The organism is Xenorhabdus sp. KJ12.1, assembly GCF_963876495.1.
Lineage (GTDB): Bacteria > Pseudomonadota > Gammaproteobacteria > Enterobacterales > Enterobacteriaceae > Xenorhabdus > Xenorhabdus stockiae.
The window spans coordinates 148403-172160 of record NZ_CAWNQH010000061.1; the positions used below are offsets into that span (position 1 = coordinate 148403).

At 48.8% G+C, this 23758-nt stretch carries 6 protein-coding genes; all 6 read right to left on the reverse strand.

Annotated features, from left to right (window positions below):
• Positions 1 to 6: 6 nt before the first annotated feature.
• The 6 genes from AACS92_RS07875 to AACS92_RS07900 all read right to left on the reverse strand — a co-directional run bounded on the left by AACS92_RS07875 (position 7) and on the right by AACS92_RS07900 (position 23607).
• Positions 7 to 13050 (reverse strand): non-ribosomal peptide synthetase, encoded by a 13044-nt coding sequence (locus tag AACS92_RS07875; protein WP_193756839.1) that lies wholly within the window; start codon positions 13048 to 13050, stop codon positions 7 to 9.
• A 132-nt stretch (positions 13051 to 13182) separates the two neighbouring features.
• Positions 13183 to 13971, reverse strand: a complete 789-nt coding sequence (locus tag AACS92_RS07880) for an amidohydrolase (RefSeq protein WP_099108416.1) — start codon at positions 13969 to 13971, stop codon at positions 13183 to 13185.
• Between the two features lie 29 nt (positions 13972 to 14000).
• Positions 14001 to 15233 (reverse strand): thioester reductase domain-containing protein, encoded by a 1233-nt coding sequence (locus AACS92_RS07885; protein ID WP_099108417.1) that lies wholly within the window; start codon positions 15231 to 15233, stop codon positions 14001 to 14003.
• Positions 15234 to 15275: 42 nt separating this feature from the next.
• The gene (locus AACS92_RS07890; RefSeq protein ID WP_099108418.1) at positions 15276 to 16043 is read right to left on the reverse strand and encodes an SDR family NAD(P)-dependent oxidoreductase; all 768 of its coding nucleotides are present in this window, start codon (positions 16041 to 16043) and stop codon (positions 15276 to 15278) included.
• The gene (locus tag AACS92_RS07895) at positions 16040 to 19096 is read right to left on the reverse strand and encodes a PfaD family polyunsaturated fatty acid/polyketide biosynthesis protein (protein WP_099108473.1); all 3057 of its coding nucleotides are present in this window, start codon (positions 19094 to 19096) and stop codon (positions 16040 to 16042) included. Before AACS92_RS07895 ends, AACS92_RS07890 begins: the two co-directional genes overlap by 4 nt.
• 62 nt (positions 19097 to 19158) lie before the next feature.
• The gene (locus AACS92_RS07900; RefSeq protein ID WP_099108419.1) at positions 19159 to 23607 is read right to left on the reverse strand and encodes a hotdog fold thioesterase; all 4449 of its coding nucleotides are present in this window, start codon (positions 23605 to 23607) and stop codon (positions 19159 to 19161) included.
• Positions 23608 to 23758: the final 151 nt, after the last annotated feature.

A 23758-nucleotide genomic window follows, 5' to 3' on the forward strand; every position in this document is an offset into this window, starting at 1 on the left:
TGTTTTTTATTTCCGTCCGCGTACGACACGTTTTATCGTGTTGTACTGTGTATTCTTGTCGATCACCTTTCCGGTCATACGAGAATCCAGAAAATGAGCAAGTTGCTTAATTGTCTGGTGTTGCAAAAGTTCAGCCAGAGAGAGCCTGACTGCCAGTTGCTGTTCAATACGGGCTGCAATACGTAAGGCATGTAGTGAGTGCCCTCCCAGAGCAAAGAAACTCTGATCACACCCAATCTGTTGTTGTCGTAGCACTTCACACCAGATATCCCGCAGATGGCTTTCCAGTGCCGTTTGCGGAGAATACGACGCGTTTTCTTCTTGCGGTTGACGGGAGAGATGTTTCAATCCGGACAGGAGTTCCGGCAAACGCCCCAGCAAAGCCCGATAATCAATCTTGCCATTGATGGTCTGCGGCATTTCATCCATTGGTACAATGACATGCGGCAACATATGAGTTGGCAGATACCGGCTGAGGAAACCGAGTATTTGTCCTGATATTTCTGATAGAGAGTCGGAAGGTATACCGTCATTTACGGTTGGCTTTAGTGAATCCGGTTTCAGAAACTCAGGTTTAAGAGACACACAAGCCACCAACTGCATGTCTTCCTGTTTACCAGAATATACTTTATCGGAATAGGTAAGCAGTGCACTTTGCTGTACATATGGATGCTGCATCAGTTGTGCTTCAATCTCCCCCGGTTCTATCCGGTAACCCCGAAGCTTGATTTGCCGATCACGGCGACCAAGATAGAGCAGTTTCTCATCCGGTAGAGCACAAACCCGATCCCCCGTGCGATAAACCCGTATGCTTTCCTGTGTTCCACCTTCCAGCGGAACGGACAATGTGATGAATTTTTCTGCTGTTAATTCAGGGCGATCCCAGTACCCGCGCGCCACTCCCAACCCACCGATATACAACTCACCGACCATGCCAAAGGGAGTCGGTGACAAATCATCATTCAGGACAAACAGACGCGTGTTGGCGATAGGTAAACCAATCGGCATCATGCCCTGTAAATCCTGCTGTTTGTCCGCACGATGGACACAGCAGCCGACGACGGTCTCCGTCGGGCCGTATTCATTGAATACACCGATATCTCCTCCGTCCGGCAGCCATCCCTGTACGGTTTCACAACTGAGCGCATCGCCTCCGATCACCAATGAATGCACATGGGATCTCGCGGTAGCATCCAGATATTCCGATAACACGCCCAGATGAGCCGGCGTGATTTTCAATAAATGCCGATCTTTGGGTGACGGTTGTTGTAATGCCGTTGCTATCGCGGCAATATCCGCGTCATCCTTAATCACGGTGATGGTGCCGCCATGTAACAACGGCAGGTAAAGACTGGTCAGGGTGGCATCAAAGCTGACGGAAGAATGGAACAGGCTCTGAGTTCCGGTCGTCACCTGATAACGCAAAGCGGCATCTGTCAGATAGTTAATCAGGCTGTGATGTTCAATCATGACGCCTTTCGGTGCGCCTGTGGAGCCGGAGGTATAAATCAGATAGGCCAATGCACTGGCGTCATCAATGACCGGAGGTAACGCGCTCGATGGTAACGGCTCTGTCTTCTGATCCAGAGCCAAAACAGCGATATCATATGTAAGATTGGCAGCCAGAGCCTGATAAGTCAGCACCAGACAGCTTTGGCTGTCTGACAATAAATAAGTGACCCGCTCCGTGGGATAAGACGTATCAATCGGCACATAACAAGCGCCGATCCTGCTGACAGCCAGCATCGCAGCGATATAATCCAGACTACGGGGTAAATAAAGCGCAACTCTGTCTCCCGCTTTAACCCGATTGTGGTGCAAACGCAGGCTAATCTGTTCAGCCTGCTGCGCTAATTCGGCATAACTGACCTGCTGATGCCCATCAATCACAGCAGTCTGACGGGGAGACTTCTGAACCTGACGGGCAAACAGGCTATACACATTCCCGGCAAAAACAGGCAATGCTTCCCCTTGCCATTGTGTCAGTAGCTGCTGCTTTTCCCGTTCGTCCAGCAGGGCAATATCGTCCGGTCTTCCCGTCATATTATTGATTAACTGCTCTAACAGGCGGATAAAATGCCCTGTCAGACGAGCTACGGTAGCGGCATCATACAAACCTGTGTCGTACACCAACGTACCATGCAGGCCGTCAGAAAATGATGCCACCAGCACCAGTGGATAATTCGTGCTTTCCGTCGCCTGAGTAAATTGGAACAGATTTTTCCGGGCATCGCCCTGTTTGGGTTGCGGGTAGTTTTCAAACACCAGTAACGTTTCAAACTCCGGCAGTTCACAGGCTGATTTCAGATCAGCCAGCGAGATATCACTGAATCTTTCATGTTCCCGCTGCTGCTGTTGAATAGCGTTCAGCCAGTCTGTGGTCGTCTGATAATGGTGAGTAACAATATGGATTGGCAGTGTGCTGATTAACAGCCCAACCATTTTATCAATGCCGGCTAATTCTGCTTGCCGGCCGGATACCGTCATACCGAACAGACACTTATCCTGCTGGCTGTAACGCTGTAACAATAAAGCCCATGCGCCCTGTACCAACGTATTGATGGTTAAGCGGTAACGGCGGCCTGTTTCAGCCAGCCGCTCCGAAAGTACGGCGGGCAACCGGAAGGTATGACGTTGTTTTAACTGACTGGCCGCCCTGAGCGGATGAGCAGCGGGCAAGGATGTGGCTGCGCCAACATCAGCTAATTGCACCTGCCAGTATTCCTGACACGCTCTGCGGTTATTTTGTTGCCAGCGAATAAATGATCGGAATGCCGGCGCGGGTGGCAGGATATTATTCAGAGGCTGGGAAACCTGCTGGTAACGAGAAGTATGCTGGTAAATAGACTCAACGGCTGTCAGTAATAGCCTGACTGACCAGCCATCAAGAATGGCATGATGATGGCTGAACAGAAGGCGTATCGCCTCATCCGGCAATTGCAGCACGGTGATGCGGAACAGCGTTCCCTGCTCCGGTGTAAATTCTTCTGCCAGATCCGCGGCCAACAGGTTCTGATAATGTTGCTCAGCTTCCGGTCGGCTATAAGACCTTAAATCATGTTGACGCCAGTCCACTTCCTGATTGGGCGTGACAATCTGCAACGGCTGACTGGCAAGTCTCATTTCAAAACGGCTGCGCAGAACAGGATAGTGGTCAGTTACTTGCTGCCATGCTCTCTTTAAGCGGGAAATATCTATTTCATGCTGACTGAGGGTAAAGCAGAGTTGTTCGTGATACAGCCCGTGGCCCTGCTCTGCCATTGAATGGAATAGCATCCCTTCCTGCGTGTAAGTCAGCGGGTAGATATCTTCTATTACGCCATACCGTTGCTGCAACTGGTGCAGGGTTTCCGCATTCAGGCTGGCAAGCGGGAAATCAGATGGCGTATATGTTGTCAGGGTCTGAGCCACGCAGTGATCTGTCAGCAGGAGAAGCTGCTCTTTCATCACCATCACCAGTTTATTGATAGTTTCATCCCGATAACACTGACGGTTATACGTCCACTCTATCTGTAATTGCCCCTCATCAATGTAGCAATCTACTGCCAGTGCATATGAAGCGGTATTATCCGCGGCATAACGATCATCCAGCACCATATCTGCAACACCCTGTAATGGTGTCTGATGGAAGGTACGGGTAAATTGGCCCAGATAATTGAAGCAGATATCAGCCTTCGGAATTGCGGGCAGTTGATGATTGGCATTTGTCTGGGAATAGCGTAATGCACCATATCCGGTGCCGCTATAAGGAACCTGACGCACAGCTTCTTTCACTCGTTGAATCAATTTATCCGGTGAACAGAACGCTGGCAGTTCCAGTAACAGAGGATAAATGGCGGTAAACCAGCCAACTGTACGGCTGACGTCCACATTTTCATGCAGACTTTCCCGCCCGTGCCCTTCCATATCCACATGCAGCAATCCGGAACCACTCCACTGTTGCAGTGTTGCCGCCAGCGCTGCCAGTAATAAATCGCCTACATGGGTGCGATAGGCATATCCGGTGTGCTGCACCAGATTCGTGGTAACAGAAGGCGCTAATGCCAGCCGGTATTTCGCTGATTCTCTGACTAAGCCGGGGAACGGTTTTTCTCCCTGATCGCAGGGCAGAGCAGGCACGGCCTGATTCAGTTTTTGTTGCCAGAATCGATATTCTTCCTGAGCCTGCTCAGACTGGGCGTAATCGATAAGATGGGATGACCAATTAATCAAAGAGGCCGTTTTTGTCATCAGGGTCGGTTTTCCCCCTGCCAGCATTGCCCGGTAATAGTGGCTTAAATCTTCGGTCAGAATACGCCATGAAACACCATCTATGACCATATGGTGAACGGTCAGCAACAAATAGTCTCCTTCAGTGGTCATGAAATGAGTTGCTGTCAGTAACGGGCCATGCTCTATATTCAGTTGGGCCTGCCGTTCAGCCACGGCTTGCAGCAGGGCTTTTCTCGCCGGAATTGCTGTGATCCGACACCGCTCTATCGGCAATATTGTGACCGCTTCACCTATTCTCCCATAACTCCGGCCCTGCTCACCTGTCAGCGGGAAACGTGAACGCAGTCCATCATGTTGATTAACTACCAGTGCCAATGCCTGCTCCAGCCGCGAAATATCTGTTTCCGGCTCCAGAGCATACAGGTAGGACTGATTATAATGGTGCGGATTAGCATGGTGATGGGCAAAGAACCAGCGCTGAATTGGCAACAGGGCATACTCTCCCTGTACGGATTGAGCATTGTTTTCGGCTTTACCATCAGCATTATTTGCCTGTGCCATTTTACTGTTAGGGTCTTGCGTCACGACAGCGGCTAATCCTGCAATAGTTGGATAATCAAACAGCATTTTCGGTGTGATCCGCAGGCCAATTTCCCGCCCTCTGAACACAATTTGCAGGCTAAGAATAGAATCTCCGCCCAGCACAAAGAAATCATCATCAATGCCCAAGTTTTGTTGATCCAATACTTGTTGCCAGATTTCTGTCAGCTGTTTTTCCAGTGCTGTCACCGGCATCCGACGATGCGGGTAATCAGGTTGTTCGGGTAACGAAATCTGTGCCAGACTTCTGCGGTCAATTTTGCCATTAGCCGTCAGTGGCAGTACTTCCTGTATGATCCATTGAGTCGGGCACATATATGCTGGCAAGCGCTGGCTCAGTGCTTGCCTCACATTTTCTGTCTCTGTTACAGTCTGGCCTGCCACCGGTTTGTTCATGACCAGATAAGCAACCAGATGCTGACGACCGTGAACGTCTCTAATCCCTACCGCTGCCTGAGCCACACCCTGACAGGCTGAAAGTTGAGCCTCTATTTCTTCCAGTTCAATTCGGTAACCGTGCAGTTTGATTTGTTGATCTTTGCGTCCCAAAAATAACAAATTGCCGTCCGGCAGATAACGGGCCAGATCGCCTGTCCGATAGAGTTTTTTCTGTGATGATGAAGAGAAAGGAGAGGTGATAAAGCGGCTTTCAGTCAGCTCCGGACGATTAAAATACCCCAGCCCTACCCCCTCTCCGCCAATATACAGTTCCCCCACAGAGCCAAACGGCACCAACTGCTGGCATTCATCCAGCAGGTAAAGCTGTGTATTGGCTATCGGACGGCCAATCGGCAATGCGCCATCACCTTTTATCTCTCCGGCCAGTGTGTCGTAGATACAACAGCCCACTGTGGCTTCCGTCGGGCCATATTCATTGATAATTCTGACTTGTGGTGCATGTTGTCGCCAGAAGCGCAGGGAACTGGCAGACAAACTTTCTCCGCCAATGACCAGCAGAGGTATCCGCCCTACCTGTTCCGGTGATAACTGCTGGCTCAGCAGTTCCAGATGGGCCGGAGTGATCTTCGCCATTGTTAAATCCGGCAACTGCTGCCACGCCTGAATTAACGCCGGAATATCATCTCTTTCCGGCAGAATAAACAGGGTTTGCCCCTGTAATAACGGCAGGAACAGGCTGGTAATAGTGGCATCAAAGGAGATAGAAGCATGGAGAGTATTTCCCTGTCTGCTCCTGTCTCCATAATATTCGCAGGCATGTTGGAGATAGTTTTGCAGCCCACGATGCGGAATGATCGTACCTTTTGGCCTGCCGGTCGAGCCGGATGTATAGAGAATATAGGCGGGCTGCTCCGGTGAAATCGCAATATCCGGATTAGCAATATTCCCCTGATAATCGGTAACGGCTTCTGAAATAAACGGTTCAGGATTCAACAGAATACTTTGCTGCGCTGGCAGAGCTAATCTGGCCGACTGCTCATGGTTGGTGATCACCCGTGCGACCTGTGCATCTTCCAGCATAAACCGGGCACGTTCTGCCGGATAAGTGCAGTCAACGGGTACATATGCTGCCCCTGTTTTCAGAACAGCAAGGATCGCCACAACCAGCATGGCGGAGCGCGGCAGACAGATCCCCACCTGCGATCCCTGACCAATACCCTGTTTCAGTAAATCATTCGCCAGTCGATTAGCATGTTGGTTGAGCTGTTCATAACTCAACGCAAATTCGGTTTCATCTTGTTCCCGCAGGGCAATCGCCTGTGGCGTCCGGCTCACCTGTTGTTCAAATTGCTGGTGTACCATCGGATATAACAGCGGCTGAGCCGTGGAATTAAGTTCGTTCGCCTGCTGCTGATATTCTTGTGGTGACAACATAGGCAACTGATAAATTGACTGCTCTGGTGTATCACACAAGCTGTTCAGCAGACGGACATAATGCGTCACCAGTTGCGCCACCATTTCCGGTGCAAAGCACGCCTGACGATATTCCACGGTTAATAACAGGCTATCCGTCATTTCCGGCTCAGGCATCTCCTGAACAAACATCTCCTGAACAAACAACGTTAAATCGAATTTAGCTTCTGGATTATTTATCGACTGACTGTTTATTGTGCCAGTCCGGCATTGCTGATTATGCTGCTGTGCATTGAATACAAACATGACTCTGAACAGCGGAGAAAGAGAGCGTTTTTCTGCGGGTAATACCGCATCCACAACCTGCTCAAACGGTACATCTTTGTTCACCATTGCCTGATTCAGTGTCTGCACACTGCTATGCAGGAACTCAGTAAATGACAGCCTGATATCCACGTTCTGACGTACAGCCAGCGTATTGAGTAATAATCCAATCACAGATTGCAGTTCGGGTTTGTCACGCAGCGATACAGGTATCCCAACGACAATATCCCCCGTTGCGTCACCTTCCCCGCAGTAGCGCTGTAATAAAATCTGGAACGCCGCCATCATCAGGGTAAACAGTGTTGTATCCTGCTGTTTTGCCAGCCTGCGCAGGGCGGCGGTCTGTTCACAGGAGAGCGGCAGACGGTGATAAGCCGCTTTTACATCGTCAGTCCGTTCAGAATGCTGTTGAGGGAATGTCGCTACCGGTGGCAGGTGATGATAGACCTGACGCCAGTAATCTAATTGGCTATGCCAGATTTGCTGGGCTTCTGTGCTGTGTTCCCATGCGGCAAACTGCATATAATCGGGGGCTACTGGTTGAATGGCGTTTTCTTCTGCCAGAGGCTCTTCTGCCAGATACTCTTCTGCCAGATACTCTTCTGTCAAATACAATGACAGTAACTCATTATCCAGCAGCGCCAGTGACTGCTCATCCACCAGAATATGATGCAGGCAGACAATCAGTGCGCTGCCTTGTCTTGCATCCGTGACCAGCAATAGCCGATATAATGGTTGTCCGATCAACTGAAAGGGCGTTTCCGCCATATGCATGGCCCGCAGTTGTAACTGCTGCTGCCATTCCTGCTCATTCTGTACTTCGATAATTTCGTGCGGGCAATCAGGTAACTGCTCACTGTAGTATTGCCGTGGTGTGGTTCCTGCCATCCGTAAACGGAGATTGAGCAATGGATTGCGACGAAACAGCAACATGATGCTGTTTTGTATCCGTTCAGCATCTCCGCAGTTTCCGGTTGTGTTGGTCGGTGAATCAGCGCGGGTAAACGTTTTGATACTGGTGATGTGATAACGACAACTATCAGGGTATAGCTGATCAAGGAACCACATCCGTTGCTGGGCAAAACTCAGCGGAGCTTCATGCACGGCTTCCAGATGCAGAGGATGAACACGGGCTGTTAAATCGGCTTTTTCTGCCAGCCGCATCGGAGTACGGCAGATAAACACATCACTGACTCTGAAATACAGCCGGAACTGCTCAGCCAGCATAGCGACCATTTTAGCGGCCAGCAGTGAGTGTCCGCCTGCGGCAAAAAATGAGGTATTACGTCCAATCCCCTGATGCCCCAGCAAATCCTGCCAGACCTGAATAATAGCCTGTTCTGTGGCGTTCTGAGCGGGTTCTGCAACGATTTCGTTTTCCTGCCTGACGGGTTTGGGAAAACGCTTTCTATCTACTTTATTATTCGGCAGGCGAGGAAATTCGTGCAAAAACACATAGCAGGACGGGCACATAAATTCCGGCAATAAGCCGTTCAGATACGATTCAATCTGTGCCTGATCAAGTTCAGACCCCGCGTTGGGAAGTATATAGGCGACGATTGCACTGGCATTCAGGTAATCTTCCCGTACCATTGCTACTGCATCAGAAATAGCAGAATACTGGCGCAGGGCACTTTCAATTTCGCCAAGTTCTACGCGATAGCCACGAATTTTTATTTGCTGGTCAATGCGCCCCAAATAATCAATATTGCCGTCAGCTCTGTAACGAGCCAGATCGCCGGTGCGATAAAGGCGGGCCTCCGGTCGGGAGCTGAACGGATCGGGGATAAAATGAGATGCAGTCAGGTCAGGCCGATTCAGATAACCCGCCGTCACACCCACCCCGCCGATGTAGAGTTCGCCCGCAACACCAATCGGCAATGGTGCCTGATATTCGTCCAAAATCCAGACCTGTGAGTTGGCGATTGGGCGGCCGATATGAATCTGGTTATCATCTGTCGTCAACTCGGCATTCGTCGTCCCCACTGTAGCTTCCGTCGGGCCATAGGAGTTAATAAAACGACGATTTTTCCCCCACTTATGCAGCAAATCCGGCCCGCAGGCTTCTCCGGCGACGATCAGCACCTGCAAATCCGGTAAATCAGCCACAGGCAGTGCAGCCAGTGCCGATGCAGGTAAAGTGACATGAGTCACACGTCGGGTAATAAGCTGCTCCAGCAGATCAGGGCCGGGCATGATAGCAAGGCGGGAAGCCATTAATAATGTGCTGCCGCTACAGAACGCCATCAGGATTTCCCAGACGGAAGTATCGAAACTAAAAGAAGCGAACTGGAGTATCCGGCTATCCGGCGGTATAGCTAAAAATTCCACTTCCGTTTCTGCCAGATTACAGACTCCGCGATGGCGGACAGGAACGCCTTTCGGTTTGCCGGTCGAGCCGGAGGTATAGATGATATAGGCGGTATTTTCAGCCCGGACATCTACCTGTGGATTATCAGTACTGAACGCAGAAAGCTGAGGCATCAGCGTTTCAAGACAGAACAGAGGAACATTACCGTCCTGATAACGTGACACAAACTGCTCCTGTGTTATCAACAAGCGTAGCCCCGCATCTTCAATCACATGAAGGCTGCGATCCAGCGGGTAGTCAGGATCAATCGGCACATATACCCCACCCGCTTTCAGGATCGCCAGAAAACAGATCACTAATTCCAGTGAACGCTCAACACTCAATCCGACACAAATTTCAGGCCCGACACCTTGTTGAATCAAAAAACGGGCCAATTGGTTGGCGCGCTGATCCAATTCAGCGTAAGTCAGGCATTGCTGACCGAATTCAACGGCAATGGCATCAGGTACTCGTTGTACCTGACGCTCAATAAGCTGATGCAGCGCAATATTATCGCTGAAAGGGCGTTCCGTTCGGTTCCATTCAGTCAGTTGCTGTTGCTGGCCGGGGCTGAGCAGGGCTACACGCCCTACAGCCTGTTGTGGCTGGTTCATTAATTGTGGCAGGAAATAACAGAAGTTTTCCGCCATGCGGGAGATGGTTTCCGGCAGGAAACGGTCGCTGGCATATTGAAATACGCCCTGTAATTCTCCGTCTTCACACCACATTTCCAGTGCCAGCTCATATTTGGCAATTTGCACATCCCAGTGGCGTAACGGAGAAAGTTGTACTGCCCCCAGATGTTTGTGGGTAACGGGTGTGTTTTGGTAGGTAAACAGGGTCTGAAACAGTGGCGAGATCCCCGGATGATGATTATCTTCACCTCCGTTTTTTCCTGAATCCTCTTTGAGCAAAAGTAACAACTGGCTGAGGGGCAGATCCTGATGTGCAATCGCATCAATGAAGGTAGATTTAACCTGTTCCAGCAAGTGTTCGAATGAATGACTGAGATCAACCTGATTTCGTATCACTAATAAGCTGAGTAACAGGCCAACCGGCTGCTGCTCCTCACTATAATGACGATTGGAAACCGGTGTTCCCAGCAGAATATCGCTCTGACGTGAATAACGAGCCAGAAATGCAATAAATCCCGCCTGTAAAATCAGATAAGGCGTGACGCTATACTGATAGGCCAGTTTCTCAATCTGTTTATGGGCTGCTGAGGGCAGACTAAAGGACATATGTCGTCCCCGATAACTGCGGACGGCGGGGGTGGGAAAATCATAAGGCAGCTGGAGTAACGGCAGTGTTCCTGCCAGTTGTTGTTGCCAGTATTCACGGGCCGCCATTCCGGTTTTCCCGTTCACCCGCTGATGCTGGATACGTACATGTTCCCGCTGACCATAATGAGATGACCGGATAGTAAGCTCTTTTCTTGCCTGCAACTGCGTGTAGTTTTCCAGTAATTCATCCCACAACTGTCTGACTGATTCTTCATCCACAATCAAATGATGAAAAACCAGTACAATCAGATGATTGTGCGGTCTCAGTGTCAACCCTGCCAAGCGTAACAATGGTGACTGAGCTAATTCAAAGGATGAGGAAGCAAACTGGCTGATAATATTTTCTGCCTGCAATGATGCCTGCGCACCGTATCGGGTCAGATCCTGCCAGAGAATATCGGCAGAAACAGTCGCTGCTATCCGGGCGGAAATCTCGCCTTCCTGCATGACAAAACCGGTTCTCAGCACATCATAACGGGCAAATAAAGCATCAAGGGATTGCTGTAAACGATGCTGATCCAGCGCTCCCTGCCATTCGGTAACATAGGCCATATTGAAAATCGGGAGGTCAGGAACCGTTTGTTGGATCAGATAAATGCCCTGCTGTTCATAACTGGCTGTATGTAAATCTGCCGTTATCTCTTCTGGCTGTTCGCTGGCATGCAGCATGGCCGCACATTGGGCCAGTGTCGGCTGCCGGAACAGATCACTGAAATGCAGTTTCAGCCCCGTTTGCTCCCACACCTGAGCAATCATGCGGATTGCCTGTAGAGAATCACCTCCCAGAGCAAAGAAATTATCGTCACGTCCAATCGGGTCAACATGCAGTAGTGACTGCCAGATAGCTGCCAGCTTTATTTCCGGTTCGCCTAGTGGAGGAACCGGATTCTGCCGGTGAATAGAGCTGTGGCGAATAGTCGGTGCCTGTAATGCTTTACGATCAATTTTTCCATTGGATAACAACGGGAATTGTGACAGGAACTGATAATCAGCGGGGCGCATGGCCGCAGCCAGATGGGGTGACAGATAAGTCTCTAATGCCGTCTCTGTCACGGTTGTCTCAGGAACCGGACGGATAAAGGCCACTAGCCTGACACCCTGCGGTTGCTCAAATGCCTGCACAATGGCCTGTTGTACCGCAGGATGCTGTTCAAGCAGGCTCTCAATTTCTGTTGTTTCAAGGCGCTGCCCGTTGATTTTAATCTGAAAATCATTTCGCCCAAGCAGGAGTAAATTCCCCTGTTCATCAATGCGCCCCAGATCACCGGTTCGGTAAACCGGCTGGCCCGCCAGCTCTCCCTGTTCCGGTGTGATAAAACGTGCATTATTTTCAGCTCCCGATGACAAATAACCGGCACTCATATAGGGCGTGCTGATCCAGATCTCCCCTTCCCTACCGGCCGTAACACTTTCTCCCCTCTCATTTACCACGGCGATAACGGTATCATCGATGGGCTTACCTGCAGGGATCAGTGACCGCTGTCTGTCTTTCTCTGTCACCCGATAACAGACTCGTGCCAGTGTGGTTTCCGTCGTTCCATACAGATTGATCAATTGAGCCTGCGGTAACCGGCGCTGATAAAACAGATCCACCAGCGAACCTTTCAACATTTCTCCTGACAACACCGCATAGCGCAGAGACCGGAGGTCATGAGAAGATTGCGGACATTCCAGTAAAACCTGAAACAAGGAAGGAATGAGATGGGTAATGCTGATTTGCTGTTCACGCATCCAGCCAAGCAATTCCTGCGGTGAATAACGGATATCATGGACAGTAGGAATACACAGGGTTGCACCGTTCAACAAAGGCAGCAGCATATCCCGCAGGAAAGGATCGAACATCTGATTGATCAATTGGCTGACTTTGTCAGCAGGCGTCACTCCCAGCTCACGGCTTTCCCAATGGATAAAATGCAGCAGGCTGTCTTCGCGCCCTAAAATGGCTTTGGGCTGTCCGGTCGAGCCAGAGGTAAAATAGACATACGCCAGTCTGTGGTGCTGAATGTCACTGTTATGAATCCGGGTAGGCAATGCGTTTTCAGCTACTCTGACAGGCGGAATGATTGAATGTTGTTCCTGAATTTCATCAGCCAGCACTTCATCTGCCAACACCAGCGAATAATCTTCGGACAAATGTTCCAGCAGTGGCAACCACTGACGACAGGTCACAATCGTTGTGCCACGAAATTGGGCCAGCAATGTGGCAAGACGTTGTTCCGGCAGTTTTGGCGATAATGGCACAAACACTTTGCCTGCTTTCATAATGGCTAATGCTGCGGTTATCAGAGAAATACTCTCTTCCATCAATGTCATGACGAACTGACTGCCAGCCTGATCATGCAACGGTTGGCTGAGTCTAGTTACGTGCTCTGACAGCATGCGATAGGTCAGACTTTCATTTCCCTGTGTCACCGCGATATTTTCCGGGAAACGTGCAGCAATTTGCTCAAACTCGGTTGAAATCACCATTAGCCATCTTCCTTCAATTAAAAACATTCGCTTTGAATTAAAACAGTTGTGTAACCAGACAGCCCTGAAACGTGCCTTACAACGATCCTTTTCACATGATCTTTTTAAGACGCTTCTTTTAAAGCGCGTCTATTAAAACGACGGTGGAAAAACAAAAGGATCAGCATCTTTCAGGAAAGGAAAGCGTTCTCTGGTTTCCCGAACATGGGCAAGAGAGATGGTCATGGTTTTTACTGCTTCGGTTTCTTTTTCGTACAGCAGGATTTCACCTAACGGATCAACCAGCATGGAATCCCCCGTATAGTCGAGCTGGTTTCCGTCCTGCCCTACACGGTTAACGCCGATGACATAGCTCTGGTTTTCAATTGCCCGTGCCTGCAACAGGGTACGCCAGTGCAGAGAGCGTCTGGCTGGCCAACTGGCGATATAAAGTGCAGCATCATATTGTTCGTTAGTATTGCGTGACCATACCGGGAAGCGCAGGTCATAACAGATAAACGTGGCGATTTTCCACCCTCTGTACTCTACGATCAGTGGGGTATTGCCCGCGGTATATTCGTGATCTTCATGAGCGAAAGTGAAGAGATGTTTTTTGTCATAATAGGCAATGGAGCCATCTGCATTGACCCATAACAGACGGTTATAGAATTGCTGGTTTTCCGTGATGATCATACTGCCGACAATTGCACAGTTTTTCTCAGCAGCCAGTTTTTTCATCCACAGAACACTGGGGCCATCCATTGTTTCTGCGATAGCCTGCGGCTTCATACTGAATCCGGTCGTGAACATCTCCGGCAAAACGATAAGATCACTCTCAACCAGCTGCGTGATGTAGCCTTCTATGTGTTCCCGGTTTTTTTCTGCATCTTCCCAAAACAAATCGGTTTGAATTAATGTCACACAGAGATCTTGTTCAATCATTGTAAACTCCGTTTTAGTTCGTATTTTTATTACAAATCTGCATCAAACAAATTTTCCATATAACCGCTACCCGCTGACAATGAGCGGATTTCGGCCTGTTCACCCTGCTGTTGAGGTGATGGAATAAAGTTATTTTCAATCAGGTAGTTCACATAACAGGAAAGCAGTTTTTTATCTGATGGCGGGCATTGAATACCGCTGCCACTGAGTAAATCTGTCGTTATTTCGGTGGCATATTTGGCCGTTTCATTCATTTCTCCACCACCATGAACCAGCGCCAGCAAATCAGTAAAAACTGAACGATAAGGTTGCCCATTGAGATACAGGCAGCTTTGGGCTAATGCTTCCATGTAAACTTCATTTTTGATGGTTTCAATGCGGTAACCGAATTCCCGCAGGAAAGCGACAATATCGTTGTATTTGATTGGATTAGGCGTCGTCAGGTGAAGGGTTTTGCCGTTAAATTTGTCGATATTCAAAATGGCATACAATGATGCCTGCGCGATGTAATCAACAGGTGTAATATCGAAATCGTCCGTTGCACTAAAAGTCAGCCCGGTTTCGACCAGCGCCCTGACCATTTCATAATAAAGACCTTTGACTCTGGTATTTCTCAGTGGGTAATTGCCATTGGCGCTATCGCCCCAGATGTTACCCGGACGCACAATGACCCACCTGAGTCCTTTTTCCCCCGCACGGTGAACAGCCTGTTCTGCTTCAAATTTCGTGCGCTCATAATCCATGTCATCGAATCTCTGCCCCACATCCAGATCCGTTTCATGCATGACAAAGCCATCACGGTACAGGTTTTCCCCCACGATACTGAAACTGGAGGTATAGAGCATGGGGATATCACCCCGCAGACAAAATTCAATAACATGACCCGTTCCCGTCACGTTGACGGCAGCAAGACGGCTATAAGATGCGACCAGATTTGTCCAGGCAGCACAATGGATCACCCTGTCAATTTTACCGGCCAGCTCAGAGTAAAAGGGTTCTGTCAGCCCAAGATTTGTTTCTGTAATATCACCCAATACAGGAATAATGCGATGTAAACTGTCGCGGCTCCGTTTTTCCGGATCGTAGGTAAATAAAAAATCTTCCAGACGCATCAGTGCCTGCTGATTATTTTCAGCTCTTGTCAGGCAATACACATTCGCATCAGTTGTCATCAGAATTTCAAGTAAAACTCTTCCTCCCATAACACCCGTTGCACCGGTCACCAGAATGTTTTTGATATCCTTTTGAGTATTGTTGAGCATGTTCATCCTCTACACTATCTACGTTAATGGGTTAAACAGGTTTCATATGGTGCCGACGCGCATTCCGCCATCCAGCGGGATCACCGCAGTATTGAGATAATTGGTTTTACAACTCGCCAGAAATCCGACAACTTCCGCCACATCATCAGATGTTCCCCAACGTCCGACAGGTACAATGGAACGTACGATCTTATCTTCCGCTGCTGATTCCATTGGGCTTGAATTGACAAACTGCTCCAGCATGTCAGTTTTGCAGACTCCCGGAGCAATTGCGGTTACGCTGATATTAAGAGGCCCCAGTTCGCGCCCCCAGGATTCGGTGGCAGAAATCAGCCCTGCTTTTGATGCACCATAGGCCGCACCACCCGCCGCTCCCCAAATACCGGCAATCGAGGCGATGTTAATAATGCGTCCGTATTTCTGCGCTGCCATGTAACGGACAAAAATCGATGTGCAGTTAAAGGCGCCTGTCAGGTTGACATCTATCATTTTGGCGACTTCCGGTAATCCCTGACCTGACAGGCAGAAAGTCCGGTGAATAATGCCGGCATTATTCACCAGTACCGTGATCGTTTTACCCCATGTTTCAGTGATCTGTTGTGCCGCCTGCTCAACAGAGGCGGGATCAGTAACATCCATTTCAAATATCGCCAGAGATTCCGGCTGCCCGAGACGCTCCTTAAGGAGCGTCAGTTTTTGTATGCTGATATCTGTTGCAGCCACCTGATAACCGATATCCAGCAAAGTTCTGGCAATCGCGGTGCCGAATCCCCCACCAGCCCCGGTTACAACAGCAATCTGCCGACTCATCCGGTGATCCCTTCTTTAAAAGCGATATCAATCACTTTACGGGCATTTTCCATGGCATCGAAAATCCGCTCTTCGAAGAAACGTACGTCATCCTGTGACATCAGCAGATTGGGGTACATACGGGACAATGGAGAGAACTGAATGCCATAGCGTTTGGAAATTTCACGAATGATGATGTCGCAGAATTTGACTTTATCGCTGTAACCTTCAGTAGACATAACCGGTGTATTCTGAGAGTGATACACCAGCGCCGTCGGCATACCCTGTACTACCAGTGGTAAATCGACAGCTTCTGCCGCTTTCACAAAGATATTCGAAATCTGGCGCATGATATCGCCCATCCGGTCATAACAACCGGGGTCCTGTTCAATCAGGCTGAAAGTGGTTTGAATGGCAGCCAGTCCGAGTGGATAACCGTTGAAAGTTCCGGCGTGAATAACTTTGCCGCGGGTATAGAGATTCATAATATCCCGACGCCCGGCAATGGCAGAGATTGGCATGGCTCCGCCTCCCAGCGCTTTACCAAACGTCGCCAGATGAGGTGTCACACCCAGTATTTTCTGTGCTCCACCCAGCCCGATACGAACGCCGGTAATGATTTCGTCGAAAATAAGCACGATATTGTATTTTTCACACAGTGCTTTGGTTTTCTCCAGATAGCCTTCGACCGGGAAAATACCCCCGCCATTAATGCAGATCGGCTCCATCAGAACGGCACCAATTTCATCGTGGTAACGCTCTATCGTCGCTGTCAGAATATCAATATCATTCCACGGCAACATAAAAGACTGATCTGTCATCACGTTAGGATCACGTCCCAATGTATCCAGCAGATCACCCTTGAACTGCTCCGGCACCGGATAAGTCAGATCCTGTTTCTTACGCCAACCCATGATATTGTCTGCATTACCATGATAGTGACCGTGGAAGCGGATAAAACGGTTTTTACCACTAAAAGCACGGGCGAGACGCAGCGCATTCTGTACAGCTTCGGTTCCGCTCAGGCAGAAACGCACCATTTCAGCACAAGGAATATGTCTGACCATCGTTTCACAGACAGCAACTTCCAAATCACAGGTATCAACGGAAGTGACTTTATTCATATATTCGATCAATGAGCTGTTGTAAGCCTCATTGTGATGCCCGACCAGTAATGCACCGAATTTACAAAACATATCCAGATGTTCGTTACCATCCAGATCCCATACCCGGGATTTTTCCCCGCGATTAAACGGGATCACTAACGGACGCTCAGGATCACCAAAGTTATAGTGCGATCCTCCGGGCATCAGATCCCAGCATTTCTTATAAAAGCCTTTTGAGTTATCCAGACAGAGTTTTGTTGAAGCATCCATAGATTCTTTACTCCTCACCTTTGATTTTTGATCAGGTTCTGTTTTTTGATTAGATTCTATTTTTTGGTCAGGCATTTGTTTTGTAACTATTTTTTCTGTAACGCTTTGCTCTGTAACATTTTGTTCTGTGACACACTGTTCTGAGCTGTATTGCCCATGATTCAACAACAGATGCTGTTTTATCTGTTCAGGTACAGCAACATTGAGTAATTCGAGTAATGCTATGCGGGTAAGGCAGGCCGCCCCATTCATCAGAAGTCTGGCAATGTCGCTGACGTGCCGGTTTTCAACCGCCTCAAAAGGAGTCCCTTTCAGCCATTCATTCATGGCCCCCATTGCCGCACCGCACCAGATTTGGTAATCCATATTGCGCACAGGATCGCCGGTAATCGCCCAGCGTGACGACTGACCGAGATACCACTGGAATACCAGCGCCATTTTTTTCTTTGGCTGTTTTTCTGCTTTGACGATAATGTCGGGCTGATGAGTTGAGTGGAAATAGTCGATAGTTTCTTGCCAGATGTCTGACAGCGGTTTATGAAATATCTGTTTTTCCAGCAACGTTATTTCTTGCTCTGGTAAATCATCCAGACTGTCATATTGTTTATACAGGCTGTACAGTTTCTGTGCCCGTACGGCATACATACTGCCTTGTTTCAATACCTGTACTTTGGCACCCAGTTCAAACATGTCCGCTGATGGCGCGGTAGCAACGTCACTGATACGAGCCTGCCCCAGCATTTTTTTCACGGCAGAGGATGTTCCCGCTTCCACACAACTCTGGTTGACTGAGCCGGTGACGACATAAGCCGCTCCCAGTGCGAAAGCAGACAGAATGGCATGAGGTGTTCCCAAGCCTCCTGCTGCGCCGATCCGCACCTGATAACCGATTTGGCTTTCATCTGCCGCAATTTCATCCCGTAGTTGTACAACCGAACGGAAAATACAGGCCAGTACGCCCTGATCGGTATGCCCGCCGGAATCACCTTCTACGGTAATATCATCTGCCATTGAAACCTGACGGGCCAACTCAACCTGTTCAGCCGTAATAAGGCCGTCGGCCCGCAGTTTTTGCAGCAGATTTTCGGGTGCCGGGCGCAGAAAATGTTGGGCGACTTCCCGACGGGAAACTTTCGCTATCAGGCGATGGCGACGCAATACGGAGCCATCTGGCTGTTGAGCCAGCCCACTGACACGATAATAAACCAGTGCCGGACTGAGGTTGATATAAGCTGAAGCCTCAATTACCCGAATCTGATTTTCTATGCACAGACGCACACAGGCCATTTCCCAGTCAGGGTTACCGGGGTTATGCAGCAAATTTACCCCGAACGGCCCTTCCGGTAATGCCTGCCGGATACGGGCAATCGCTGCGGTAATCCGGGGAATAGGCAAACCACCGGAACCAAAGATCCCCAGAATTCGTTGCCGCCCCAATGCAATAACCATCTCTTCAGAATGGATACCGTTTGCCATCGCACCGGCATAGTAGGCGTAGTCCACACCATAATCCGCCATAAAACCGGCATTCCCCAGACTGCCTGCCGTGATTGCAGGCAGACTCCCCAGCACAGTAACCGGGTCTGTTATTGGTTCATCCGTTGATAACAATTCCGTTGATAGCAATAAAATAGAAGTGCCGGATTTAACTACCCTTAGTTCAGCGCCCAAATCCTGCAAGCGAGGAACACTTTCCATCGATAAGGGGTGTTTTAATAAACTGTTTTTTAACAAGTTTGACGAAATAGCTTTCGGCTGATTCATTTTGCGGCTTCCTGTTCCGGCTCTGCCGTTTGCTGTGGCTGACGACGGATGTACTTCACCCCCATGTTGTCACTGATACCTACAACATTGCCGCGATAAAGGGTTTCTGCGATGAAAAACAAGGTGATTGAATCCAGTGTGCCGTCCTGCTGTTTATCAGCGGTATAGCGGGCATCAATGGATTTACAGGTCAGCCGGAATTGCAGTACATCCCGCGTACATTTCACTTCACCACGGAATTTGGCGCTGGTTGTATGTTCTGTCAGTGTTTGTGCTTCCAGATCCGGCAGAGAATGTAATCCGAGATAAAACAAGTAGAATTTCATCAATTGCTCTGAACCTTCTACCAATAGTGTTCCCGGCATAACCGGATCATTTTTGAAATGTGCCCTGAACGCCCAGTGTTCAGGATCGATATCAAATTCCCCCACTATCTGCCCCAGACCAAACTCTCCACCCATTTTGTCAACGCTCAGGATCCGGCTTAACATACGGGTATCCGGCGTACACAGGTTTTCGCTATGGATGCGCCCATAGCGGGAGCCGAAACAGGCAGACAAATCCCCATTCATAACATGCGTGATATCTTGTTGATTAAATGTGGTTTTGTCGCAGTGCAGAAATGCGCTGGGCAGGAATTCAGCATACGATGGCGTTTTCTGTCCCTGTCTGTCTGGTGATACCTTATTCGGGTAAGGTTTATCAGTGACTAAAAGCGTGAAGGGGTTTTCCGTGACTGCGGCTCTGGCCTTGGCGAAATAAGCCTTGCTATCAAATGCACCCGCTTTTTCGATTTCCTTACGGCTAAAGAAGCCTGATGTGGCCACCAGCCGGAAAACCAGACGATCCCCCACATAGCAAAGATATTCGTAGCCCGCCAGAAACCGGCTTCCTACCCGTATGACAGAAGTGATATTGACTCGTCCGCGCAATACTTCTCCTGCTTTCGGCATTTCGCTGTAAATTGTCGTGCTACAGTCAACCGCGCGGTAACAAAGCTGCCCTTTGAACAGCATGTCACAGCCAATCACGGTAAACGCGACAATCATCGCATGGGATGATTCCAGCGCGACGAAGGAAGGAACGCGGCCATTAACGGCATACCACGCATTTTCAGGAATATCGTATTCCCATTCGATGTAGCAAGGCTCCAGCTTGTCTTTAACCGCAGAAAGCCCCGTAATACGGGAAACAAACATAAACGGAGGGGATGGCATACGGGTACGGATCGGGTAGTTATCGACTTCGGCATAATCCGCTCCCAGTATTTTTGCCACGCTTCCGTCGGTCAACTCCAGTAATTGATGTTCATCAAAAATAACAGGGGCAGCTACTGCGGTTTTCTTCGCTATTGGCGACGCCTGATTGGTTGATTTTATATCCGTGGATTGCGCTAAATTCTGCTTTATCAATTGATAAAATGTCTGTTCCAGTTGCAGATAACACAACTGAGTACGGGCATTGCGTATGAAATGGCTCACTTCCGCTGGTGGAAGGGCTGGTTGAGTAGTTTCCGTTTCTTTTGCTGATACGGCCTGTTGTTGTACAGAAATGGCTCTCAAAGGTGCGAAACGGGCTAGTGTCTGCTCATTGAGAATAAATTCTTCTACTGTTTTTTCTCGTGCGGTATAAGTCGTCACTTTCAGACCGGGCTGATTTGATAGCGATGGCTGTGTCAAATGCACTCGTTTGCCGTTTTGTGGTTCACTTAAAATGACATGGCTGTAAGAACGGTCAATACCTAAGTGGCTGATGGCTGCACGGCGCGGAGCACCCTCTGAAGCAAGCCATTCCTGAGTCCGTACCGGTAAATGGAATTTACCCGCAGCATGCTGGGCCAGTGCTTGTCTCTGAGGATAATCCGGTAATATCGGCAAGTAACACTGTGCTAGTTGCAGGGCGGATTTGATAATGGCGAGCAAACCCGCAGATGCCGATAAATGACCATAATTTGCTTTCAGCGTACCAATAGCGGCGGAGGGTTTTCCGTCTGGTGTGCCATAAACCCGCCCGAGTGCGGACAGTTCCGTCGCAATCTCGCCGGATCTTCCCCCGGCATACAGTTCAATATAGCCAACCTGATCCACACTACAGCCCGCAGCAGTCAGGCTTGACCGGGCAGCAGCAACAATCGCGTCTTCATTTATCCGGAAATCAAGTGAATGGTCAGGCACGTAACTGATGCCAATTCCATCTAACATGGCATAGGCCGGTGTCTTCTCCTTGATGACATCCTGTTCACGTTTGAGGACAATCACACCTCCCCCGTCTCCGACTATCTGATTTCCATGCTCGGATTGGTGATCCCATAACACATTTTCCAGACTGCCACCAAAACTGCTGCTGGCGATCATAACTGCATCCACATGCTGTCTGCTCAGCATAAACTGCGCCAGCTCCAGAGCTTTAAAGGGGGAGCTTTCTTCATTATAAAGCGTAAAGGCCGGGCCATTCAGTTTCAGATGTGCAGCCAGACGGCTCGCCACAATATTACCGATTCCGCCTGTAATGCCTTCGGGATAAGGTTTCGGGAACAGGCTATCTTTAACAATTTCCTGTAATGCGATGGTATCTTCTGCCGATAGCTGAATGCCGTGGCTCGCTAAACTTTGTTCCAGCTGCCAGCTAATTTCATTACGTATCTGATAACGCAGGCAGCTGTAGTCAATGCCTCCCGCCACAATGACAGCGATATTTCGTTTGCTGCCATCCAGCTGATATCCCGCATCAAGAAAAGCCCGCTCCGCAATAGGTAACAAAAATAGATGGCAGCTTAGATGCGCTCCGATAACATTGGGCGGTAATTTGAATTTCCTGCAATCAACGTCAAAAGTTTCAATATAGGAGCCTAACGGTGGCTGACTGATCCCGCGCATCGCCAGAATATCCGGGCGTTTTTCCATGCCAATCCAACGGGTTTTCGGCAGCGGATAAAAGTGTTGGGTTCCCTGCTGTAACGCCTGATCCAGCGTCTGGTTATCTTCCGTTTTTGCCAGATGAACACCAATACCAACAATCGCCAGACGTTCCGTTTTCTGCATTTTTTGCATCTGGGAGGGTATACAGGCAGATCGCCGTTCAGGACTATCTTCACTGATGACCATATGCCCGTTGACACCGCCGAAACCAAAAGCATTAATACCGGCCCTTTTGGGACGATGACGCTCAGGCCAGGGTCTCGCCTGCCGTACGATATGACTGATATTAAGCTTGCCTTGCGGTGTCGAGACCAGTTGATTGACCCGTGGCGTGGCGGGGATCAGATTATGCTGCATGGCTAACAGCACTTTCAGCAGACTACCCATACCTGATGCCGTCAGCATGTGGCCATTGATGGCTTTATTCGCACCAATTAATGGGATGTTTTCACTTTCATCCGAATTTTTACTGCCACCAAAAAAGGCTTCAATCGTTGACAGTTCGATTTGATCGCCGATATTGGTGCCGGTAGCATGACATTCAATATAATCAATTTCCCGCAGACAGTTCTGATAGGCTCGCTCCAGTGCAATATTCTGTCCTTGTTGATCCGGCACCAACAAATGTTTAGTACCAGCATCATTAGATAACCCAATGGCTTCAATCACCCCATAGATTTTATCGTTATCACGAACTGCATCGGAGTAACGTTTGATAGCTACAACGCCAACACCTTCACCGGCTTTTACCCCTTTGGATGATTTATCAAAAGGAATAGAATCCCCTTTTTCCGGGAAAACCTGCAATATATTAAATCCGTGATCGATATAAATATGATCCACATGACAGATTGAGCCAACCAACATCATGTCAGCCTTATGACTGAGAAGATAATCCGCTCCCAGTTTGATGGCATACAATGCCGATGCACAGGCGGCATCAAGGCAATACCGAGGCCCGGCCAGCCCTAATGCTAATGCAGCAATTGTGGCGTTATAGCCACCGGTTATTAGATTCTGCTCAGAATGATTAGCCTGAGGCCAAAATTGATTAAACTTAAAATTCGGTTGAGCAATTAATTCCTGAATATAAGGCTGTAATATTTTGTGATAAAACGGATTCATTAATTGTTTAGTGGAGTGAGTCGGCATACCGATACTGCCAAGAATTAATCCGGTTTTTTGCAAAATATTTTTATGCTGGCGATAGCCACTATCATTTAATGCCTGATCTGCGGCATAAATTGTCCATTTAAATAGATCATCCAGTGTATTTAATTCTTCTTCCGGCAAATGATAACCTTTGCCATCAAAATGAAAATCACGAACATGACCATTATTAATATAATTAATTGTGTCAGGTTTAGCCGCTTCAGAAGAATAATAACAGGCCGGATCAACACCTAATTCCTGAGCGGATAAAGGGGTGGAACAATCTTTTTCATGTAATAGATTATCCCAATATTTTTCAGGGGAATCCGCGCCGGGAAATAAACATCCGACTCCAACAATAGCAATATGTTCCATAAAGGAGAGACTCCTTAATATGATAGCGTTTCCCTGAGCGGATATTTTCGTTCAGGTCTATTATTTTATTATTTACAAGCCATAATTATTTTTTGCTATACACTTCGTTTTTCAAGGTGCATTTTTGTCGTCGGCGCTAACTTACCACTAC